We start from the raw sequence: 19,384 nt of genomic DNA, 5'->3' as shown, positions 1-19,384 counted from the left end.
GTGCAGAGGTGCGACTGAAACTGACTCTCGCCCGCCCGTCCGGCACGAGCGATGACATCGTCGTCACCGCGGACGCCGCCGCCAGCATCTCCGAGGTCGCGGCGACGATCGCCCGCATCGACCCGCGGCGCACCGGACCGATCGCCGCGCCCGGCGCGCTGACCCTGCGGGCGCAGCTGCCGGGACAGGCCGAGCCGCTCGTGCTGCCGCCCGACGCCCCCGTCGGCGAGGCATGGATCGGCAGCGGTGCGACGGTCGCCCTCGCCGACGCCGGCCTCCACTACGCCTCCCCCGAGCTCGGCGACGTGCCGGTGGTCGCGACGCTGCGGGTGCTCTCCGGCCCGCAGGCGGGCACCGAGTTCCCGCTGCGCGCCGGAAGCACGGTGCTGGGCCGCGACGAGACCTGCGACATCGTGCTGCAGGATCCCCTGATCTCGAAGCGCCACGTGCGGTTCGAGGCGGCCGACGGCGTGGAGGTCGTCGACCTCGGCTCGGCGAACGGCGTCATGGTCGACGGCGGCCTCGTCACGCGGTTCACCGTGCGGCGCTCGGAGACGCTGCTGATCGGCGAGACGGAGGTGGAGCTGGAGGTGAAGGCCGCGTCGGAGCTGCCCGCCGCGACCCCGACCTCCGGCCCGGTGTTCTTCAACCGTTCGCCCCGGGTCGAGCGGCGCTACGCCGGCCAGGTGTTCCAGGCCCCCGACGTGCCGGGCGAGAAGGACGACCCGCCCTTCCCGCTGCTGGCGATGATCACCCCGCTGTTGCTCGGCGGCGCGATGTTCGCGCTCACCCACCAGCCCACGACGCTGCTGTTCGTGCTGCTGTCGCCGGTCATGCTCATCGGCAACTACATCACCGGCCGTACGCGCGGGAAGCGCAAGCTGAAGAAGCAGATCGCGGTGTTCGAGCAGCGCCTGGAGGCGCTCTCCACAAAGCTGCAGGAGGAGCGCCGCACCGAGGTCGAACTGCGCCAGGCCGAGACCCCGACCACCGCCGACGCGCTCTCCGAGGCCGTGCGGCGCGGTCAGCTGCTGTGGACCAGGCGGCCGGAGCACTGGTCGTTCCTCAACCTGCAGCTCGGCCGCGGGTCGATGCGCTCGCGCAACACCGTCCAGACGACCGACCGCGGCGAACTGATCGTGGAGTTCCAGGAACGGCTGGACGCCGTGATCGCCGAGAACGAGCGCGTCGACGACGTCCCGGTGCTCGACAACCTGTACGAGTCGGGCGCGCTGGGCATCGCCGGTCCTCCCGACCTCATCGCCGGCTCCGTGAACTCCGTTCTGGTGCAGCTGACCTCCCTGCACTCCCCCGCTGAACTGGCCGTCGCCGCGCTGGTGTCGCCGCGCTGGTCGCGCGAGCTCACCTGGCTCAAGTGGATGCCGCACACCTCCTCGCCGCACAGCCCACTGCCCGGCGGCCACCTGGCCGACTCCGCCTCGAGCGCCGCAGGCGTGCTCAGTGCGCTGGAGGGGCTCGTGGAGGAGCGGCTCGCGGCCGCGAAGGGCGGCCCGCAGCGCCGCGGCGCGATGGAGCAGGAGCGCGCCGCCCTGGAGCGCGGTGCCGACGTCGGCCGCTCGCAGACCACCGACGGCACCCCCTCGCCCGTGCCTGCGGTCGTCGTCATCATCTCCGACGACGTCGCCGTCGACCGCGCCCGCCTGGTGCAGCTGGCCGAGGCGGCCGCGGATGCCGGCGTCTTCCCGGTCTGGATCTCGGAGGACGTGCACCGGCTCCCCGCCGTGTGCCGCACCTTCCTGCAGCACACCGACCAGCCGCACCGCGCCCGCGCCGGGTTCGTGCGGATCGGCGAGACGGTGGAGGACGTCGTCACCGAGCCCGTCTCGGCGGCCACCGCCCTCGACTACGCGAAGCGGATGGCGCCGGTCATCGACGCCGGAGCGCTCGTCGCCGACGCGAGCGACCTGCCCCGCTCCGTGTCGCTCGTCACCCTGCTCGGGCACGAACTGGCCGAGACTTCGAGCGCCGTCGTCGACCGCTGGCGGCAGAACGCGTCCATCCACGACCGCACGCCGGGCGCTAAGCCCGCACGGCGGCGTCCGGGCACGCTGCGCGCGACCATCGGCTCCGCCGGCGTCGACGCCATGCACCTCGACCTGCGCACCCAGGGCCCGCACGCGCTCGTCGGCGGCACCACCGGCGCGGGAAAGAGCGAGTTCCTGCAGGCGTGGGTGCTCGGGATGGCGGCGGAGTACAGCCCCGACCGGGTCACCTTCCTGTTCGTGGACTACAAGGGCGGTTCGGCCTTCGCGGACTGCGTCAGCCTCCCGCACTGCGTGGGCCTGGTGACCGACCTCAGTCCGCACCTCGTCCGCCGGGCGCTCACCAGCCTCCGAGCCGAGCTGCACCACCGGGAGCACCTGCTCAACCGCAAGAAGGCGAAGGACCTGCTGGAGCTGGAGAAGCGCGGCGACCCGGACAGCCCGCCCGCCCTGGTGCTCGTGATCGACGAGTTCGCGGCGCTCGTCGGCGAGGTGCCCGAGTTCGTGGACGGCGTGGTCGACATCGCGCAGCGCGGACGCTCTCTCGGCATCCACCTGATCATGGCCACCCAGCGCCCGGCCGGCGTGATCAAGGACAACCTGCGCGCCAACACCAACCTGCGCATCGCTCTGCGGATGGCCGACGAGTCGGACAGCCAGGACGTCGTCGGGGTGTCCGACGCGGCGCACTTCGACCCGTCCATCCCCGGACGCGGGATGGCGAAGACCGGGCCAGCCCGCCTGGTCCGGTTCCAGTCGGCCTACGCCGGCGGCTGGACCACGCGCGAGCCGGAGCGCGCGGGCGTCGAGATCGCCGAGCTGCGGTTCGGCGGCGAGGTGCGCTGGGAGGAGGAGCGCCCGGCCGAGGAGCCGGAGCGCGACCTCGGGCCGACCGACCAGCAGCGGCTGGTCGCGTCCATCGTCCGCGCCCAGACGGCCGCGCACATCCCCGCGCCGCGCCGGCCGTGGCTCGACGAGCTGGCCACCGCCTACGACCTCGGGCTGCTGCGGCAGCGCACCGACGCCGAACTGCTGCTCGGAGTCTCCGACATCCCGGACCGCCAGGAGCAGCGGCCCGTGTACTTCCAGCCGGACGTCGACGGCAACCTGGCCGTCTACGGCACCGGCGGTTCGGGCAAGTCGACCGTGCTGCGCACGCTCGCCTCGGCCGCGGCGATCACCCCGCGCGGCGGCCCCGTGCACGTCTACGGACTCGACTTCGGCGCGGGCAGCCTCCGGATGCTGGAGAAGCTGCCGCACGTCGGCTCGATCATCCCGGGCGACGACCCGGAGCGGATCATCCGCCTCTTCCGGATGCTCAAGGAGACGCTGGAGGACCGCGGCCCGCGCTTCGCCGAGGCGAACGCGTCGAACATCACCGAGTACCGGTCGCTGACCGGGCGGCTCGACGAGCCGCGCATCCTGCTGCTCGTCGACGGGTTCCCCAGCTTCCGCGAGGACTTCGAGATCCCGGCCGGGCGGTCGCAGTGGTACGACGTGTTCCGCGACCTCCTCGCCGACGGCCGCCGCCTCGGCATGCACGTCGCCCTCACCGGCGACCGCGCGGGCGCGGTGCCGACCGCGATCGGGTCGCTCGTGCAGCGCCGAGTCGTGCTGCGCCTCGCCGACGACGGGTACGGGATGCTCGACGTGCCGAGCGACATCCTCTCGCCCGCCTCCCCGCCCGGCCGCGCCATCGTCGACGGCTACGAGACGCAGGTCGCGGTGCTGGGCGGCTCGCGCGCCGTCGCCGACCAGTCGGAGGCGATCCGCCGGCTCGCCGAGGCGATGGAGCGCGCCGGCATCCCGCACGCGCCGGTCGTCGGCTCCATGCCGAAGGAGCTGGACCCGGCGTCGCTGCCCGACAGCATCGGCGGGAAGCCGGTGCTCGGCATCGGGGACAGCGACCTCGGGCCGCAGGGCTTCGACCCGACCGGCACGCTGCTGCTCGCCGGTCCGCCCGCGAGCGGCCGGACCACGGCCCTCGCGGCGATCGCCGACGCCGTCGCCCGGTTCGACGCCGAGACGCGCCTCTACTACGTCGGGTCGGCCCGCTCGCCGCTCGCCGGCTCCGGACTGTGGACCGACCGCGCGCTGACGCCCGCCGACGCCGCCGAGCTCGCCAAGGACCTGACCGCCGCCATCGCCGACCCGGACACCGAGGGCCGGATCGCGGTGTTCGTGGAGAGCATCGGGGACTTCCTGCAGACCCCCGCCGACTCCCCCATCGTGGAGCTCGTGCGTGCGGTGCGCCGCAGCGACCACCTGCTCGTCGCCGAGGCGGAGACGAGCGCGTGGGGCACGTCGTGGCCGCTGCTCGGCGAGGTGAAGAACGGCCGCCGCGGCCTGCTGCTGCAGCCGGATTCGATCGAGGGCGACCTGCTGCTGAAGACCCCGCTGCCCCGGCTGAACCGGTCCGAGTTCCCTCCCGGCCGCGGCGTCCTCATCCAGAAGGGCGGGTTCACTCGCGTGCAGGTGCCGCTGGTGGACGCGTCCCTCCCCACCCGCGTGCGGGTCTGACTGCTGCCGTTCGGAACGTCTGCGGCCGCGCGCGCACCCACAGACGTTCCGTCAGGCCGCAGTCGGGCTACTCGTCGTCGTCGCGCTCCCACGGCCAGCGCGGGCGCCCGCGTTGGCGGAAGCGGCCGACCAGCACCAGCTGGAAGAGCAGCGTGACGACGAACGCGGCGATCCCCGCCGTGATCGCGGGCCAGCCGCCGAGCTGCGCGAACGCGAACAGGACGTAGCGCAGCGGGCCGCCCGGGTCGGCCAGGGAGCCGGCGACGGCTCCCGCCGCCGCGTAGACGGCGTAGCAGGCGACGCCGACACCGAGGGCGACGCCCGGGGAGACGCGCTGCCGGTCCGCGGGGACCCGCGTCCCGAGCACGATGAGGAAGACGAGCAGCATCAGGGTGGCCGCGCCGACCATGACCGGCCCGACAAGTGGACCCATGGCAGGGTCCGCCACCACCTCCGTGTCGGTCGCGAGCGAGACCAGCCCGAACGCGGCGACGATCAGCGCCAGGTAGAGCCCCGCCGCGAAGAACGCGATGACGGTGGCGTACGTCCGGTCGTCACGCATGCGGCGGACCGCCGCTCAGTAGCCCTGCTGCGCGTAAGCGGTGACGGCCTGGTTCTGGGCGTCGGCGAGCTGCTGCTCGTAGTCCGCCTGCGCCTCCGCGTTGCGGGCCTTCAGCTTGCGGCCGCGAGCCGCGAGCCAGGCGCCCGTCCAGATCGAGATCTCGCGGGCGATCACGCCGGCGAGCACCGCGAACGGGTTCACCCAGGTGGCGCGCAGCAGGATCGCGAACTCGTTGGGCGTGCGCAGCCAGTACTGCCCCTCGATCAGGCTCGCGCCGATGTAGACGAAGTACACGAACACGGCCACGAACAGCCCGCCGAGGATGTAGGCCCACCAGCGGGCGCGGTTCAGGATCTGGACGAGGACGACCATCCCGATGAAGAACGCCAGCACGGGCGCCCAGCCGCGAAGCCCGACCGCGTTGCCGCCGGTGAAGAACTCGCGGAGCGCCGGACCGAACTCGTTGCTCGGCGTCAGCAGCGAGCCGACGACGAGCACGGCGGCGACCCACAGCACGGCGAAGGCCACCGTGCCGACGAGGGCAATCAGGATGCCGACGCCGCGGTTGCTCTTCTTCTTCGGCGGCTCGGGGCGCTGCAGGTAGATGGGGGCGACCGGCTGGGGCGCGGGGGCCGCGGCGGTCACGGCGGCGGTGGCGGCGGCCGCCGGGGCGGTGCCGTAGGCGGCGGTGGCGGTGTCCGGGACACCGGCGGTGTCCGCCTGGCGGACGTTCGCGGCCTCCGCGGCGACGATCACCGGCGTGGCCGACTCGACCGGGGAGGCGGTGTCGACCGTGGCGTCACCGGCGGCGGTCGCCCCCGGCTGCGCACTGTTGCGGGCGATCGCGGCGGCCACCTCGTCGTCGCTGGCCGTGACCGGCTCCGGCTCGGCGATGGCGGCGGGACGAGCCGGCTCGGCGGGAGCAGCGGGCGCGGCCTGCGGCTCGCCGTCCTCGGCCGGCCGGTTCACGTGGCCGCGGGCGGAGACAGGGTTCGACGGCGGCTCGACGGTCTGCGCGCCGGTGTCCGTGGCCGGCTCGGCGGCCGCCGACTCGGCGGGGGCCGTCGCCGGAGCGACCTGCTCGGCGGCAGGCTGCTCGGACTCCGGTCCGGGCTCGTACGTCGACCGCTTCGGCGCGGAATCCGGCGTGTCGCTCATCAGTGGCACCTCCATGGACCCGGCGGGTCCCGTCGTCGCCCACTGTAGCAACGGGACGGCCGGTGTCCAGGGAGGCGTACCGCTGGGGGTCTCAGCTCGTCCGGGCGTTCATTTGGAGGCCTCTGCAGTCGAGCCGCTGCTCGATGGCGCTCCCGTGCCGGAGACCGACGCAGCCGCGGGTGCGGTCAGCGAATAGATGTAGCCGGCGATCTTGCCGTCGAGCGACCCGGGCGCCGCGTCCGTCCCCGTCGTCGGCGCGGTGCTGAGAGCCGTCACCAGGAACAGCCGCGGCCCGGTCTGCAGGCCGTTCACGAAGTTCAGGATGTCGGCGTACTGACCGCGGACGGTGATCGTCACGGGCTGAGCGGCGAAGTTCTGGGAGGTGATGAGGGCGTTCGCGACCGGCGGGACGCCCGCCGGCGCGGCCGTCGGCACAGCGGGCGTCGGCGTCGGAGTGGCCGTCGGCGCCGGGGTCGACGACCCGGAGGGAGCGGCGGGGGCCGCGGCGGCCGGGACGACCGGCTTATATGCCACCGCGTCCGCGAAGGCCTGGTCGACGCAGATGACGTGACTGCTGGTGTAGAGCGCGTTCAACTGGTCGGTGAAGGTGGGGATGCTGGACCCGTCCGGAACCGACGCGGCGAGTTCGGCGAGTCTGGACTTGAGCTTCGGCAGATCGGCGGAGTCCTTCTTGAGCTGCTCGAGCACCCGGAGGTTGCGCGCGTTCGTCTGATCGACGGCAGCCCTCTGAACATCCGCGTCGGCGATCGCGCCGAGCTGAGGCTGGATGCCCACCACCCAGCCTCCCGTGAGGATCAGGGCCATGACGAGAACGCTGCCGATCACCCAGAGCCGGTTCCTGTCCATGATCACTTCCCCTTCGGATCGAAGCGCTTGTCGTACGCCGCGTCGTTGATGTGCATCGTGATGGTGACCGTATAGAGCTTCGTGGTCTCGTCCAGGGTCACCGACCCCGGCGTCGCGTCGGCGAATCCGGGCAGCGTGGCGAGCGAGGTGAGCCACGCGGGCACGACCGGGAGCACCGGGCTCGTCGCCTGGAACGTGAGGGTCGCGACGCGCGCTCCCTGCAGGGGCGCCGTGGGCTGCTCGTAGGTCGCGAGCGGCGTCGCGGAATCGACCGTGACCGACGTCATGGTCGCGTCGGCGGGAAGGGTCGCCTGGACCTTCTGGAGGTAGTCCTTCCAATCGATCTCCGTCGAGGCGCCGACCTGCTGGGCCGCCTGGGTGAGGGCCACCTGGTCCTGCACCTTCCTCACCTCGATGAACGTGTGCTGTTCCGCGAGCAGCTCCGTCGTCTGCGCTTGAGCGGAGGCCAGCCCGAGCTGCGCCTGCAGTCCCAGCGCGGCCGTGCCACCGATTCCGGCGATGGTGACGGCGACGACGCCGAGCACTCCCCACAGGAGCGAGCGCCGCATCGCTTTGGCCCGCCGACCCGCCACGACCTCCGGCGGGATGAGGGAGACGCGGGGCTCGAAGCCGACCACGATGCGCTCTGCCGTCATCGCCCGGGCGGTCTCCTCGGGAGCCGTCTCCGCGGCCTTCTGCTTCTTCTTGCCGATCATGCCGCCCGTCCCATCGTCAATCCGAGCGCGACGGCGAGGCTGGATCGCTTCGCCCGCAGTTCGTCGGCGTCGAGGGAACGCGAGAGGCCGAGACCGAGGAAGGGATCGCCTGTCGTGACCGGAAGCCGCGTCATCTCCGCCAGGGCGTCGGGCAGCCCTCGGAGGGAGGCGCCGCCGCCCGTCAGCACCACGCCGTCGATGCGGGCGTCCGCGCGCGTGTTGACGAAATAGTTGACCGTGTTGCGCAGGCTGGTGAGGAGTTCGTTCGCGTGCAGGTAGATGATCTCCACCGCCCGCTGCTCGTCCGGACCGGAGACCTGCGTCGCGAGGCCGAGGGAGCGCTTGATCGCCTCCGCCTCGTGGGGCGCGATCTCCAATCCCCCGTACAGGGCTTCGGTCAGGTCGGCACCTCCGGTCGGGATGATCCGGACGAAGTGCGGGACGCCGTCCACCGAGATCACCACCGTCGTCGTGCTGCTCCCGATCTGGATCAGCGCGATACTGCCGGCCAGCCGCGGGCGGGTGACCAGCACCCGGTTGAGTGCGAACGGGATCAGATCGACGTCGACGGGGGTGAGGCCGGCCAGCTCGGCGGCGCGCACATTGGCGAGCACCGCGTCCTTGACGGCGGCCACCAGGAGACCGTTCACGACGGGACCCGACTCGCCCTGGCCGTGGGACACCGGATAGAAGTCGAGCAGGGCCTCGGCGACCGGCACCGGAAGCATGTCCTGGACGTGGAAGGGAAGCGACTCCTTGATGCGCTCCAGTGACATCGCCGGCATCGAGAGGTCACGAGCGAGGACCCGCTGGTTCCCCATCCCGAGGATCACGTTCTTGGACTTGAAGCCGCCGATGCTCCACAGCTGGCGCAGCGCGGCTGCGACGGTGTTGGGTTCGAGGACCTCGCCGCGGCTGGCCGCCCCCTCCGGCAGCGCGACCTCCGCGTGCCGGAGGAGCGTCGGCCGGGGCTTGGCCGCGTCCGCCACCTCCACCGCACGGAGTACCCCGTTGCCGATATCGACGCCCACGATGCTCGTCGCCATCATTCCTCCTTCTCCCGGCGCTCAGCCGAGACCGATCAGTGCGAGATAGCCGGACCACAGGGGGCCGCCGAACAGGATCCCGAGCCACGCGCCGGCGAGCATCCAGGGCCCGAACGGTATCCCGCTGGAGCGCGTGGCCCTGCGGGTGATCAACAGCACGACGCCGAACAGCCCGCCGAGCACGAATGCGGCGAACGCACCGATGGCCAGCTGCGGCCACCCGAGCGCACCGAGGTAGAGCCCCAGAACACCGGCGAGCTTGACGTCGCCGTACCCCATCCCGTCCGGTCGCACCAGCGCGAGGACCAGGTAGAAGGCGAAGAGCGCTGCCCCTCCGACCGCGGCCGAGATGAGGTGGTCGAGGTCGCCGCGGAGCACCAGTGCACCCCCGAGCAGAATCGAGGCGACCGGATACGACGGGAGGACGATGGCGTTGGGCAGGGTCCTCGTGTCGATGTCGATGAGGGCCAGCGTCACGCTGATGGCGGCGAGGTAGAGGAACGCGAGGAGGCCGAGCACGCCCGCGATGGAGCCGACGACGGAGTGCGAGCCGACGATAGGAGGAACGAACACCACGGCGACGACGACGAAGAGGATCGCGGTCAGTGCCTCGACAGCCGGGTAACGCGCGCTGATGGGCCGACGGCAGTCGCGACACCGTCCTCGGAGGAGGAGCCAGGAGAGCACCGGGATGTTGTCGTACGACCGGATGGCGGCCCCGCAGTCGGGGCATGAGCTCGCCGGTGCGACCAGGGAGCCGCCGGCGGGCAACCGGTAGACCACCACATTGAGGAAGGAACCCACCGCCAGGCCGACCACTCCGCCCAGCACGAGGAGGGACCAGAGCACCGCGCTGTCCTGTGACCAGATCATCCTGCGCTCCCGTCGGGTTTGAATGCCTTCGGGACCTCGACCAGGGTGCTCACGCCGTAGGTCGTCGAGACGGGAGACAGGAACTTGGGCGGCGCGGTGTACTTGAAACGCGGGTCGTAGTTGTAGTTCTTGATGTATCCGTTGCCGGCTGCAGTTCCCACGGTTCCGCGGTACTCCTGGGCGATCGCCCCGTAGATGTTGAGGCTGCCGCGGGCCGGCCCGATGTCGTAGTTCTGCACCATGAAGGTGTGCCCGACGGAGAGGATGGCCGCATAGATGGTGCGGTCGGTTCCGAGCAGAGGCGTCGAGGAGTCCTTGAACGGGTTCCACACCCATACGGCGTTGTTCCCGACCAGACCGAGCATGTCCTTCGTGTTGTCCTGATAGGTGAGGTTCCCGGTGATGTAGACGTAGTTCTGGGCCGCGACGGTCACCTGGCCGTGCACCGTCCCCTGGACGAAGACGTCGCCGTTCCGGCACCCGTAGTGGGCCGGGTTGGCGCTCGGCACCGTCTCTCCCGTCATGGGGTACGCCGTGCCGCCGAAGGTCCAGCCGTTGCCGGAGGTGTTGCAGGTGAAGTTCGCCGGCCACGTCCCGGAGGCCGTGTAGTTCTTGTCGTCGGAACCGGGGACGTTCTGGACGTAGATGAGGTTCTGCGGGATGACGTCGATGGTCGCTCCCCCGGTCGAACCGAGCTGGTTGGCACCGGTCCCGACCGCGCCGCACATGGGCGCGGCGGTGCCGCCGGTCGCCGGATCGCCGACGACCTGCGTCAGCTTGGTGAACGGCGATTTGACGTTCATCTTCCCGTCGCCGGTGAAGGTGATCACCGTCGGACCGGTGTAGAGGCATCCCGGCCGCTTGACCGAGTCCGGGAGGTCGGTGCGCGTCTCGGTCTTCATCTGCAGGTTCGTCTGCGGCATCCCGATCGACGAATCGGGCGTGGGGACGCCCTGCTTGAACGTCGGGTTGGAGCATCCCGACGCCTTCTTGTAGTACGGCGACTTCGTGTTCGCCGTCGTCACCTTTCCGTTGAAGGTCGAGCCGCAGATGAGCAGGGTGTCGTTGGAGTGCAGGGGCCCGTTGATCACGTCGTTCGGCCCGAACTGGATCTCCGTGCAGTTGCTGTCGTGGGTGTTGGTCGAGTAGAACCACGCGTAATTCGGCTTGCCGCTCGAGGTCGCACAGCTGGCCTTCGACTGCGCCGGGTCCTTGACCTCGAAGTCGGTGAAGTAGAGGAAGTCGATGAATCCTGTCTGCTTCACGTTGACCACGATGGAGCGCACCTCCGAGCCGACCTTTCCCGTCGACCGCAGACGCACGATGCCCGAGCTGGCGTACTGGGAATTGTCGACCTCGTACCGGAAGTACGCGCGAGACGGGGAGCCCGAGTCGCCGGGCACCTGCGCCCAGCTGTTGCTGCCCGTTCCGAGGCCGAAGGCGGGGTTGGTGGTCGGCGGGAGGGTCCCGGAGCCGGCGGCGCTGAAGGTCGAGGCCGGGTTGCGGTACTGGACGTACGTCGTGTCGTTGGCCAGCCGGGCCTTGTAGTCCTCCAGGCCGGCGTAGGCCGCAGCCATCGCGCCGTTCCAGTCGTCGTCGGTGCGCGACTTCACCGCGCCGCTGCTTGCGAACGCCGCGGCCGTCGCGACCAGCATCACCAGGACGGTGCCGAAGATCACCACGGTCACGAGCGCCATCCCGCGGGAGCGGCTCTCCCTTACAGCGCGGAGCCGGCGCGTCACGATGGCGATCACGAGATGGTCCTGTCCAGGCCGAGGTTGGGGAGCCCGACGGTGTTCTGCAGAGTCACCGAGTGGTCCGTCACACCGAGCCGCGAGAGCACGGTGACGGTCAGCTGGACCGCGGCGATCGACGCGAGCGTCGCAGGCACGTTGGCGACTCCCCCCGTCGTCCCCGCCCCGGTGGCGATCGGGGTGTTCGTCGCGTCGAGGTAGGTGAAGGTCCAGGGCGTCGTCGCCGTCTTCGGCGCGATGACGTCGGCGAGGGTGCGCGTGCGCTGGGGAAGCGTCGTCTCCGCCGGGAAGGACCAGTAGCCGTTGCCGAGATCGGTCGCCGGCCAGATGTCCTCCAGCAGGCGTCGCGACGCGGCATCGACACGCAGCCGGACCTGGATGGGCTGCTGCGCCGTCCCCGTCAGGTTGACGAACGCGTAGAACAGCACCGACTCGTTGCGGGCGTAGACGAACGCCGGGTTGTTCGGCGGTGGCGCACCGAACCCGGTACTCGCGACGGGGTTGTCGGTTCCTGCCCGCAGCATCCTGGCCATCTCGTTCATGGCGTTGGAGGCCGAGCGCGTGTTCTGGTTCGTGTTCTGTGCGGTATCCATCGCCCGGTTCGTGCTGACGTAGAGGTTGGCGATGAGGGTGATGACGATGCCGAAGACGAACATGGCCACGAGCCACTCGACGAGGCTGATGCCCGCCTGCTCCTCGCGCAGACGCTGCAGGGCGGTCACGGGGGCCATCACTGCACCACCCGGGGATCGAGGGTGACCGTGCCGGTGCCCGCCGTTCCGACCGTGATCCCGGTGACTCCCGTCGGGGCCGAGATCCAGGTCGCCGGGACCGCGGTGACCGGAGTCGAGGTCGTTCCGTAGGTGAGCTTCCACGCTCCGAACGGGAGCTGGATGGTCACCTTGCTCCCCGCGGACTTCCCCAGCAGAGCACCGCTGAAGTCGACCGTCTGCGTGAGTCCGGTTCCGAAGCAGCCCGGGTCGCCCGCGACCCACGATGCTGCGCTCGTGGCTCGCAGATAGAGGTTGGCGCTGGTCCCGCTCACATTCGTGATCGTCACGGTCTTGAGAGGGAGGGTCCCGATGCTGGCCGAGCCGCCCGGTGCGAAGGCTGCCGTGGGCGCCGCAACGGGGACCAGCTGCTTGCCGCCGCCGGCCGGTGTCGTTCCCCAGTCCGCCGGGTTCGGCGAGAGGCAGCCGGTGCTGGAGTCCGTCTTCGCCGAGTAGGCTCCGGCGACGATGGTGTACTCGGTCGAGGGGAACAGAGTGGCCGAGCCGGGCGAGCTGGCCGCGGTCCTGTAGACGCCGTAGGTGCTGAGAGCGCTGACAGCGAGGTTGGTCGGCTTGGCCGTGCCGCCGGAGGGGTAGCTCCAGCTCGCCGTGCCGTACTGGTCGTAGGTGAAACCGGCGGATGCGCTCTGACCCGCTTTGACCGTGACCGTGGTGGACGGCGCCGCGTTCTGGAAGGGGTCGAGGAAGTTCGACTTCGAGACGGTCACGGTGTAGGTCCCCGGTGGGACCTTCAGCACGTAGCTGCACCCCATGGAGTCGGTCGCGGACGGAACCGAGCCAGGATCCGGCGAGACGGCGACGCCCACACCGGAGACGGGGGTTCCACCGGACGAGCGGGTGGACACCAGGATCGTTCCGAGGGTGTCGACGCTGATCTTGGTCGACGGCGCGATCACGGTGTCGGCCACGACGGCCTGCCCGATCATCTTCGGCCAGGAGACGGCGATGTGGATGCGCTTGTAGAGCAGCGAGCTGGGGGCGGAGGCGTTGCAGTTCACATCGCTTCCGCTGTTGTAGACGAGGCTGACGGTGCGGGCGATCGAGTAGGTGACGCCGGTCCCGGCGGGGACCTGCACCAGTTTGGGGCTGCCCGCCGGGGTGGACTGGAGGCCGAAGAAGTCCCCGGACGATCGATCGAGGTCGACCTCCTGGGCGGCGAGGTTGGTGGCGACGGCGCGGGCACGTGAGTCGCCGGTGATGGTGAACGCCGAAAGCAGCGAGTAGGCGACGCCGACGGAGATGATGGCGAAGATCATCATCGCGACGATCACCTCGATCAGGCTGACTCCGGACTCCGCGGTGCGGAGCCGGTCGAAAAGAGCTTTCATTGTTCACCTCCCGTGTCGGGTGTTGGGGGTGGTGTCGGTCGGGGCAGACCCCCTGCGAGGAGAAAGGGGCGCCGCCGATGCGGCACCCCTTCTCGTGGAAGTGCTTACGAACAGGTGCCTTCGGCGACGCCGGCGGAGTCCGTGATCTTGAAGTGCTTGGCGCCCGAGCTCTTGCTGACGCCCTCGAGGCAGAACCCGGTCGCCGTCGCGTTCGGTGTGATCGACGTGGTGTTGTCGCTGAACGTCGCGCCGTACTTCGACTGGTCGGCCGTGGGCGGCGCGGCGGTCGGTACGACCACGACGGCGTCCGTGTAGGCCTTGCCGGGGTTGTCGTTCATCCACGCGACGATGGCGGTCTTGGCGTTGGTGAGGTCCGACTTCGTGCCGGAGTCCTTCGCGCTGTCCTGGATGCCCAGGTAGACCGGGATGGCGATCGCGGCCAGGATGCCGATGATGATGACCACCACGAGGAGCTCGATCAGGGTGAAGCCCTTCTCGTCCTGCTCCAGCAGGCCCTTGCGGCGGGCGTTGAGCTTGCCCATGAGGCGGAAGTACATTGCAGTTTCCAATCGGTCGGGAGATGCGGACGCCGATCGGTGCGAGTCCCCGTCCGGCTGTTTGGATGGTATTTGTTGCGAAATTCCCGAGAGAATCCCACAAATGGGGGCAATTAGTGTGATAATCCGCCCCAGTTGTGGGGATTCCCCGAATGAGTGACAGCGGCTGTGTTACCGGTCACTTGACCAGGCTGGAGATCTGGAAGATCGGCATGTAGAGGGCGATCACCATGCCGCCGATCACAACGCCGAGGAAGGCGATCATCAGCGGCTCGATCATGGCGGTCAGCTGCTCGGTCGCCGACGCGACCTCCTGGTCGTAGAAATCGGCGATCTTGTTCAGCATGGTCTCCAGCGACCCGGAGTCCTCGCCGACCGCGATCATCTGCACGACCATCGAGGGGAACACCGGCTGCTCCGCCAGCGGTCCCGCGATCGACTCGCCCTGACGCACCGACTCGGCGACCTTCACAAGGGCGTTCTCGATCACCCAGTTCCCGCTGGTCTCGCCCACGATCTTCAGCGCCTGCAGGATCGGGACGCCGGCGCCGATCATGTTCGCGAAATTGCGGCTGAACCGGGCGACGGCGATCTTCTTCAGCAGCGTGCCGAAGACGGGCACCCGCAGCTTGATCGGGTCCACGCGTCTTCGCACGTTCTCCGTGTTCTTGTTGCGCGACCACCAGATGGCGCCGACGATCGTCGCGATCAGCAACACGGGCGCGACCCACACCATCTGGTGCGACATCTCGACGAGGATCATGGTCGGAAGCGGCAGCTGGCCGCCGAGGCCTTTGAACATGTTCTCGAAGACGGGAACGATGAACAGCAGCATCGCGACGACCGCCACCAGCGACATCACCAGCACGATGACGGGGTAGGTCAGCGCCGACTTGATGGTTCCGCGGAGCTTGACCTCCTTCTCGAAGTTCTCGGCTACCGATTCGAGAGAGGCGTCGAGGAAGCCGCCGGTCTCGCCCGCACGGATCATGTTCACCATGAGCGGCGGGAAGACATCCCCGTGCCTCCTCATCGCGTCGGAGATCGCGATACCGGACTCGACGTCGTCGCGGACGTGTCCCATGATCCCGGCCAGCTTCTTGTTCTCGGTCTGCTCCGCGACGATGTTGAGCGTGCGCAGGATGGACAGACCGGAACCGATCATCGTCGCCATCTGACGGCTCATGATCGCGAGGTCCTTGAGCTTGACCCCGGAACCGAATCCCAGGTTGATCTCACGATTGAGCCCTGTCGCCTCCGGCGCCTCCTCGATGGAGATGGGCGACAGTCCCATCGTGCGCAGTCGTGACGCGACGGCCGACTCCCCGGGCGCATCGATGCGGCCCTTGACGACCTTGCCCTCCGCATCCCGGCCTCGATAGGCGTAGGTGCCCGTTCCGGCCATCAGCGCACCTGCCCCGAGAAGGTGTCGCCGAAGTCGGGCTCACTCGCGGCGAATGCTGCCGCTGAGGCGTCCGTTGGCGAGTCGGCCCTCTGGATGAGGCGGTTGATGCTTTCCAGGTCGTGCGCCTTCTCCAGCGCCGCGGTGCGCGTGATGACGCCGCTGTCGACGAGGTCGGCGAGGTGCTGGTCCATCGTGTGCATCCCGTCCCCGCGCCCGGCCTGCATCGCCGACGCGATCTGGTAGGTCTTGCCCTCGCGGATGAGGTTCGCGATCGCCGGGGTCATCATGAGCACCTCGGTGGCGACGGCGCGGCCTCGTCCCGACGCCCGCTTGACGAGCGTCTGGCAGACGACGCCCTGCAGCGTCGCGGCGAGCTGGGCGCGCACCTGGCCCTGCTGGTGGGGCGGGAAGACGTCGATGACGCGGTCGATGGTCTGCGGGGCGTCCTGCGTGTGCAGCGTGGCGAAGACCAGGTGGCCGGTCTCGGCGGCGGTCAGCGCGACGGAGATCGTCTCCAGGTCGCGGAGCTCTCCGATCAGGATGACGTCGGGGTCCTGGCGCAGCACGTGCTTCAGCGCGTTGTTGAAGCTGTGGGTGTCGTGCCCGACTTCGCGCTGGTTGACGATCGACTTCTTGTGGGTGTGCATGAACTCGATCGGGTCCTCGACCGTCACGATGTGGTCGGCGCGGGTCGAGTTCACGAGGTCGACGAGGGCCGCCAGGGTGGTCGACTTGCCGGAACCGGTGGGACCCGTCACGAGCACGAGACCGCGCGGGAGCGTGGCGAACCGCGCGATCTGCTCCGGGACACCGAGCTCGCGCAGCTGCTTGATCTCCGTCGGGATGAGGCGGAAGGCCGCGCCGACCGAACCGCGCTGCTGATACAGGTTCACACGGAAGCGGGAGTTGGCCGAGATCGTGAAGGCGAAGTCGAGTTCGAGTTCGCGCCGGAAGAGTTCCTTCTGGCGGTCCGTGAGGAGACTCATCAGGGCCTCCAGAGTGCGCTCGGTCCCCCACGGCGCTCCGGCCACGGCAGGCGTGAGCGCGCCGTCGATCCGGACCATCGGCGGGGCGCCCACCGTGACGTGGAGGTCGGACGCCCTCTGCAGCACCACCTCGCGGAGCGCGGCCACCAGCTCCGGGTCGGCGCGGTCGAGCGCTTCGCGTTCCGCCGGCGTGAGCGTCGACGTGTCCTCGTCGAACGTGCGGGGTTCCGCCGCTCCAGCCGCGACGGTGGCCTCCTGCAGCTGGGCCGCTCGCCGCCCGCCCGGCACGAGCCGAGCGACGGGGGTGTGATCGGACAGGTCCCAGACCGGCGCGGCAGCGGCGGGTGCGGGAGCGGGGGCTGCAGGGGACGCGGGCTGAGGCGGAGCCTGCTGCTCGGGGACGACGGGCGCGGCCGGCGCCGCGTCCGCAGGCGCCGCAGACGCCGCCGGCGCCGACCACACCGGCGGGGCGCCGAGTGGGGCGCCCGCCCCCGGCGCCCAGCCCGCGGCGGTCGCGCCAGGGGGTGTCACCGGGATCTCGTAGACCGGCTTGTCGGTCGGCGGCGGGAAGCCTCCCCAGCTCTCGTCGTTCGTCATGTGCCCTCCTAGGCGACCACTCTCAGGATCTCTTCGACGGATGTCAGGCCGAGCTTGACCTTCTCCCAGCCGTCCTCGCGGAGCGTCAGCATGCCCTGCTCCCGCGCGGTACGGCCGATCTCGGCACTGGAGGCGCGCTCGACGGCGAGGCGCTCGATGTCCTCGGTCACGGCCATCACCTCGTGCACGGCGATGCGGCCGCGGTAGCCGGTGTTGGAGCAGGCGGGGCAGCCGACGGGGACGAACATCGTCGGCACCTCGTCCGCGACGGGGAAGCGGAGTCGGCGCAGGTCGTCGGCCGCGAACGAACCGGGCTGCTTGCACCGGTCGCAGAGGCGGCGGGCGAGGCGCTGGGCGACCACGCAGTCCAGCGCCGAGCCGACGAGGAACGGCTCGATGTCCATCTCGGTGAGGCGGGTGACGGCGCTGGGGGCGTCGTTCGTGTGCAGGGTCGACAGCACGAGGTGGCCGGTCAGCGAGGCCTCGATCGCGATCTGCGCGGTCTCGTGGTCGCGGATCTCGCCCAGCAGCACGACGTCGGGGTCGGAGCGCAGGATGCTGCGGAGCGCGCTCGCGAAGGTGAGGCCGGCCTTCGGGTTCACCTGCACCTGGTTGATGCCCGGCATCCGGTACTCGACCGGGTCCTCCACCGTGATGACGTTGATCTCGGGCCGCGCGACGGCGTTCAGGGTGGTGTAGAGGGTCGTCGACTTGCCCGAGCCGGTCGGCCCGGTGACCAGGATCATGCCGTACGGCTTCGAGTACGAGGCGCGGTAGGTCTCGAAGTTGCGCTCCAGCAGGTTGAGGTCGCCCAGCGTCATCCCGGTGTTGGTGTTGTCCAGGATGCGCATGACGACCTTCTCGCCCCACACCGTCGGCAGCGTGGCGACGCGGAGGTCGATCTGGCGGCCGCCGTGCACGACCGACATGCGGCCGTCCTGCGGTTTGCGACGCTCGGCGATGTCGATGTCGGACATGATCTTGAGCCGCGAGATGACGCCGTTCTGGATGCTCTTCGGCGCCGACTGCATGGCGTGCAGCACTCCGTCGATGCGGTACCGCACACGGACGTCGTGCTCCGCCGGCTCGATGTGGATGTCGGAGGCGTGGTCCTGGATGGCCTGGCTGACGAGCAGGTTCACGAACCGCACGATGGGAGCGTCATCGTCGGACGACTCCGCGACGGCGGTGTCCTCGATGCCCGCCGTCTCCTCCTCCAGGGTCGAGGTGAGGTCGCTGAGCTCGTCGTCGGCGCGGATGTAGCGGTCGATCGCCGCGCGCAGGTCAGCCTCCTCCGCGACCGCCGCAGCCACGTTCAGCCGGGACGCGGCGCGCACGTCGTCGATCGCGAAGACGTTGCCGGGGTCGGCCATGGCGAGCACGATCATCCCCTCGGCGATGCCGATCGGGAGCACGGTGTGCCTGCGGCAGAGGGCACCGGGGACGGCGGCGACGGCGGAGCGGTCGACCGGGTAGTCGGCCAGCTCGACGAACGGGATGCCGGCCTGAGCGGCCCGGGCACGGGCGAGCTGCGAGGACGTGATGGCGCCCCGCGATATCAGTTCGCGCACGACGGCCTCATCCGCCGTCGGCTCGGTCGCCACGCGGTCGAGGTACTCGATCGGCAGGTGGCCGTGGAGGATCAGGATCTCGGTCATGGACGCCACGGGGACCTCCTACGGAAAGCGGCTGCCGACGGGGTCGGGTGAACGGCAGACCCGACCGGTCGGGGGCGAGACTCCACGGTCGGCAGGGCGTGCTCACCCTATGCAGCGACCTCGCACCACCGACAGACCCGCGAGAGGGTGCCACACCGGTGGGGGGCACTCGCTCGCGGGACATGCATCCATGCTCCGGGAGGCCGCCCTCAGCCGCCAGAGCGCCGACGCGCGATAATGCCGGCCCGCGTAGTGCGGGTCAGCGCAGCTTGCCGCGACGGCTCGCCAGGTACACCAGCAGGCCGGCGACGACGGCCGACCCCATGGTGGTCAGCCAGTACGGGAGGGTGGCGGCGCCGTGCCCGGAGGACGCCTGGACGATGCCGACGACGAAGCTGACGACGGCCACGACCAGAAGCACGGCCGCGAAACCGACCATCGCCCGGCCGACCGTGTCCGTGTATTCCAGAAGCTGCCGCCACATGCTCCCATCCTCCCAGATCGCGCCCGCACCGATTCGTGCCGAATGAGCGCTATTCGTGACGAATCGCGCTCATTCGGCA

15 protein-coding genes are annotated in these 19,384 nt (G+C 70.1%); 1 reads left to right on the top strand and 14 read right to left on the bottom strand.

Translation table 11 applies throughout. The features are described from left to right. The first annotated feature begins 8 nt into the window (after positions 1 to 8). Complete coding sequence (locus HNO83_RS11620; RefSeq protein ID WP_175337695.1) at positions 9 to 4,523, top strand: type VII secretion EssC family protein; 4,515 nt, start codon at positions 9 to 11, stop codon at positions 4,521 to 4,523. A 67-nt stretch (positions 4,524 to 4,590) separates the two neighbouring features. Here the strand turns inward: HNO83_RS11620 and HNO83_RS11615 are convergent, their stop codons facing one another. The 14 genes from HNO83_RS11615 to HNO83_RS11550 form a co-directional block, all read right to left on the bottom strand. Next, positions 4,591 to 5,085 carry a DUF6121 family protein gene (locus tag HNO83_RS11615; protein ID WP_175337694.1) on the bottom strand — a complete coding sequence of 165 codons (495 nt, stop codon included), beginning with the start codon at positions 5,083 to 5,085 and terminating at the stop codon, positions 4,591 to 4,593. Between the two features lie 15 nt (positions 5,086 to 5,100). Continuing rightward, a complete protein-coding gene (locus HNO83_RS11610; RefSeq protein WP_175337693.1) occupies positions 5,101 to 6,243 on the bottom strand; it encodes a hypothetical protein in 1,143 nt (380 codons plus the stop codon). A 108-nt stretch (positions 6,244 to 6,351) separates the two neighbouring features. Next, positions 6,352 to 7,110 (bottom strand): hypothetical protein, encoded by a 759-nt coding sequence (locus tag HNO83_RS11605; RefSeq protein WP_175337692.1) that lies wholly within the window; start codon positions 7,108 to 7,110, stop codon positions 6,352 to 6,354. A gap of 2 nt (positions 7,111 to 7,112) precedes the next feature. Beyond that, on the bottom strand, positions 7,113 to 7,826 hold the full coding sequence (locus tag HNO83_RS11600; RefSeq protein ID WP_175337691.1) for a hypothetical protein: 714 nt from the start codon (positions 7,824 to 7,826) through the stop codon (positions 7,113 to 7,115). Next, positions 7,823 to 8,872: a type IV pilus assembly protein PilM gene (gene pilM / locus HNO83_RS11595; protein WP_175337690.1), complete on the bottom strand. Its 1,050-nt coding sequence runs from the start codon at positions 8,870 to 8,872 to the stop codon at positions 7,823 to 7,825. Before pilM ends, HNO83_RS11600 begins: the two co-directional genes overlap by 4 nt. A gap of 21 nt (positions 8,873 to 8,893) precedes the next feature. After that, positions 8,894 to 9,745, bottom strand: coding sequence for a prepilin peptidase (locus tag HNO83_RS11590; RefSeq protein WP_175337689.1), 852 nt, complete (start codon positions 9,743 to 9,745; stop codon positions 8,894 to 8,896). After that, positions 9,742 to 11,499, bottom strand: coding sequence for a hypothetical protein (locus HNO83_RS11585; RefSeq protein WP_349627160.1), 1,758 nt, complete (start codon positions 11,497 to 11,499; stop codon positions 9,742 to 9,744). The genes HNO83_RS11590 and HNO83_RS11585 overlap by 4 nt, the downstream gene beginning before the upstream one ends. After that, positions 11,496 to 12,221: a PilW family protein gene (locus HNO83_RS11580; RefSeq protein WP_175337688.1), complete on the bottom strand. Its 726-nt coding sequence runs from the start codon at positions 12,219 to 12,221 to the stop codon at positions 11,496 to 11,498. Before HNO83_RS11580 ends, HNO83_RS11585 begins: the two co-directional genes overlap by 4 nt. Positions 12,222 to 12,229: 8 nt before the next feature. After that, on the bottom strand, positions 12,230 to 13,618 hold the full coding sequence (locus HNO83_RS11575; protein ID WP_175337687.1) for a type IV pilus modification PilV family protein: 1,389 nt from the start codon (positions 13,616 to 13,618) through the stop codon (positions 12,230 to 12,232). Between the two features lie 104 nt (positions 13,619 to 13,722). Continuing rightward, on the bottom strand, positions 13,723 to 14,175 hold the full coding sequence (locus HNO83_RS20605) for a type II secretion system protein (protein ID WP_283810092.1): 453 nt from the start codon (positions 14,173 to 14,175) through the stop codon (positions 13,723 to 13,725). 178 nt (positions 14,176 to 14,353) lie between these two features. Continuing rightward, the gene (locus tag HNO83_RS11565) at positions 14,354 to 15,580 is read right to left on the bottom strand and encodes a type II secretion system F family protein (RefSeq protein WP_175337686.1); all 1,227 of its coding nucleotides are present in this window, start codon (positions 15,578 to 15,580) and stop codon (positions 14,354 to 14,356) included. After that, positions 15,580 to 17,163: a type IV pilus twitching motility protein PilT gene (locus HNO83_RS11560; protein ID WP_283810091.1), complete on the bottom strand. Its 1,584-nt coding sequence runs from the start codon at positions 17,161 to 17,163 to the stop codon at positions 15,580 to 15,582. The genes HNO83_RS11565 and HNO83_RS11560 overlap by 1 nt, the downstream gene beginning before the upstream one ends. 8 nt (positions 17,164 to 17,171) lie before the next feature. Continuing rightward, positions 17,172 to 18,830 (bottom strand): GspE/PulE family protein, encoded by a 1,659-nt coding sequence (locus HNO83_RS11555; protein WP_175337685.1) that lies wholly within the window; start codon positions 18,828 to 18,830, stop codon positions 17,172 to 17,174. Positions 18,831 to 19,080: 250 nt separating this feature from the next. After that, on the bottom strand, positions 19,081 to 19,305 hold the full coding sequence (locus HNO83_RS11550; RefSeq protein WP_175337684.1) for a hypothetical protein: 225 nt from the start codon (positions 19,303 to 19,305) through the stop codon (positions 19,081 to 19,083). Between the last annotated feature and the right edge of the window lie 79 nt (positions 19,306 to 19,384).

Source organism: Leifsonia sp. C5G2, assembly GCF_013359685.1.
Classification (GTDB): domain Bacteria; phylum Actinomycetota; class Actinomycetes; order Actinomycetales; family Microbacteriaceae; genus Leifsonia.
This window is presented reverse-complemented; position numbering and strand designations above follow the sequence as displayed.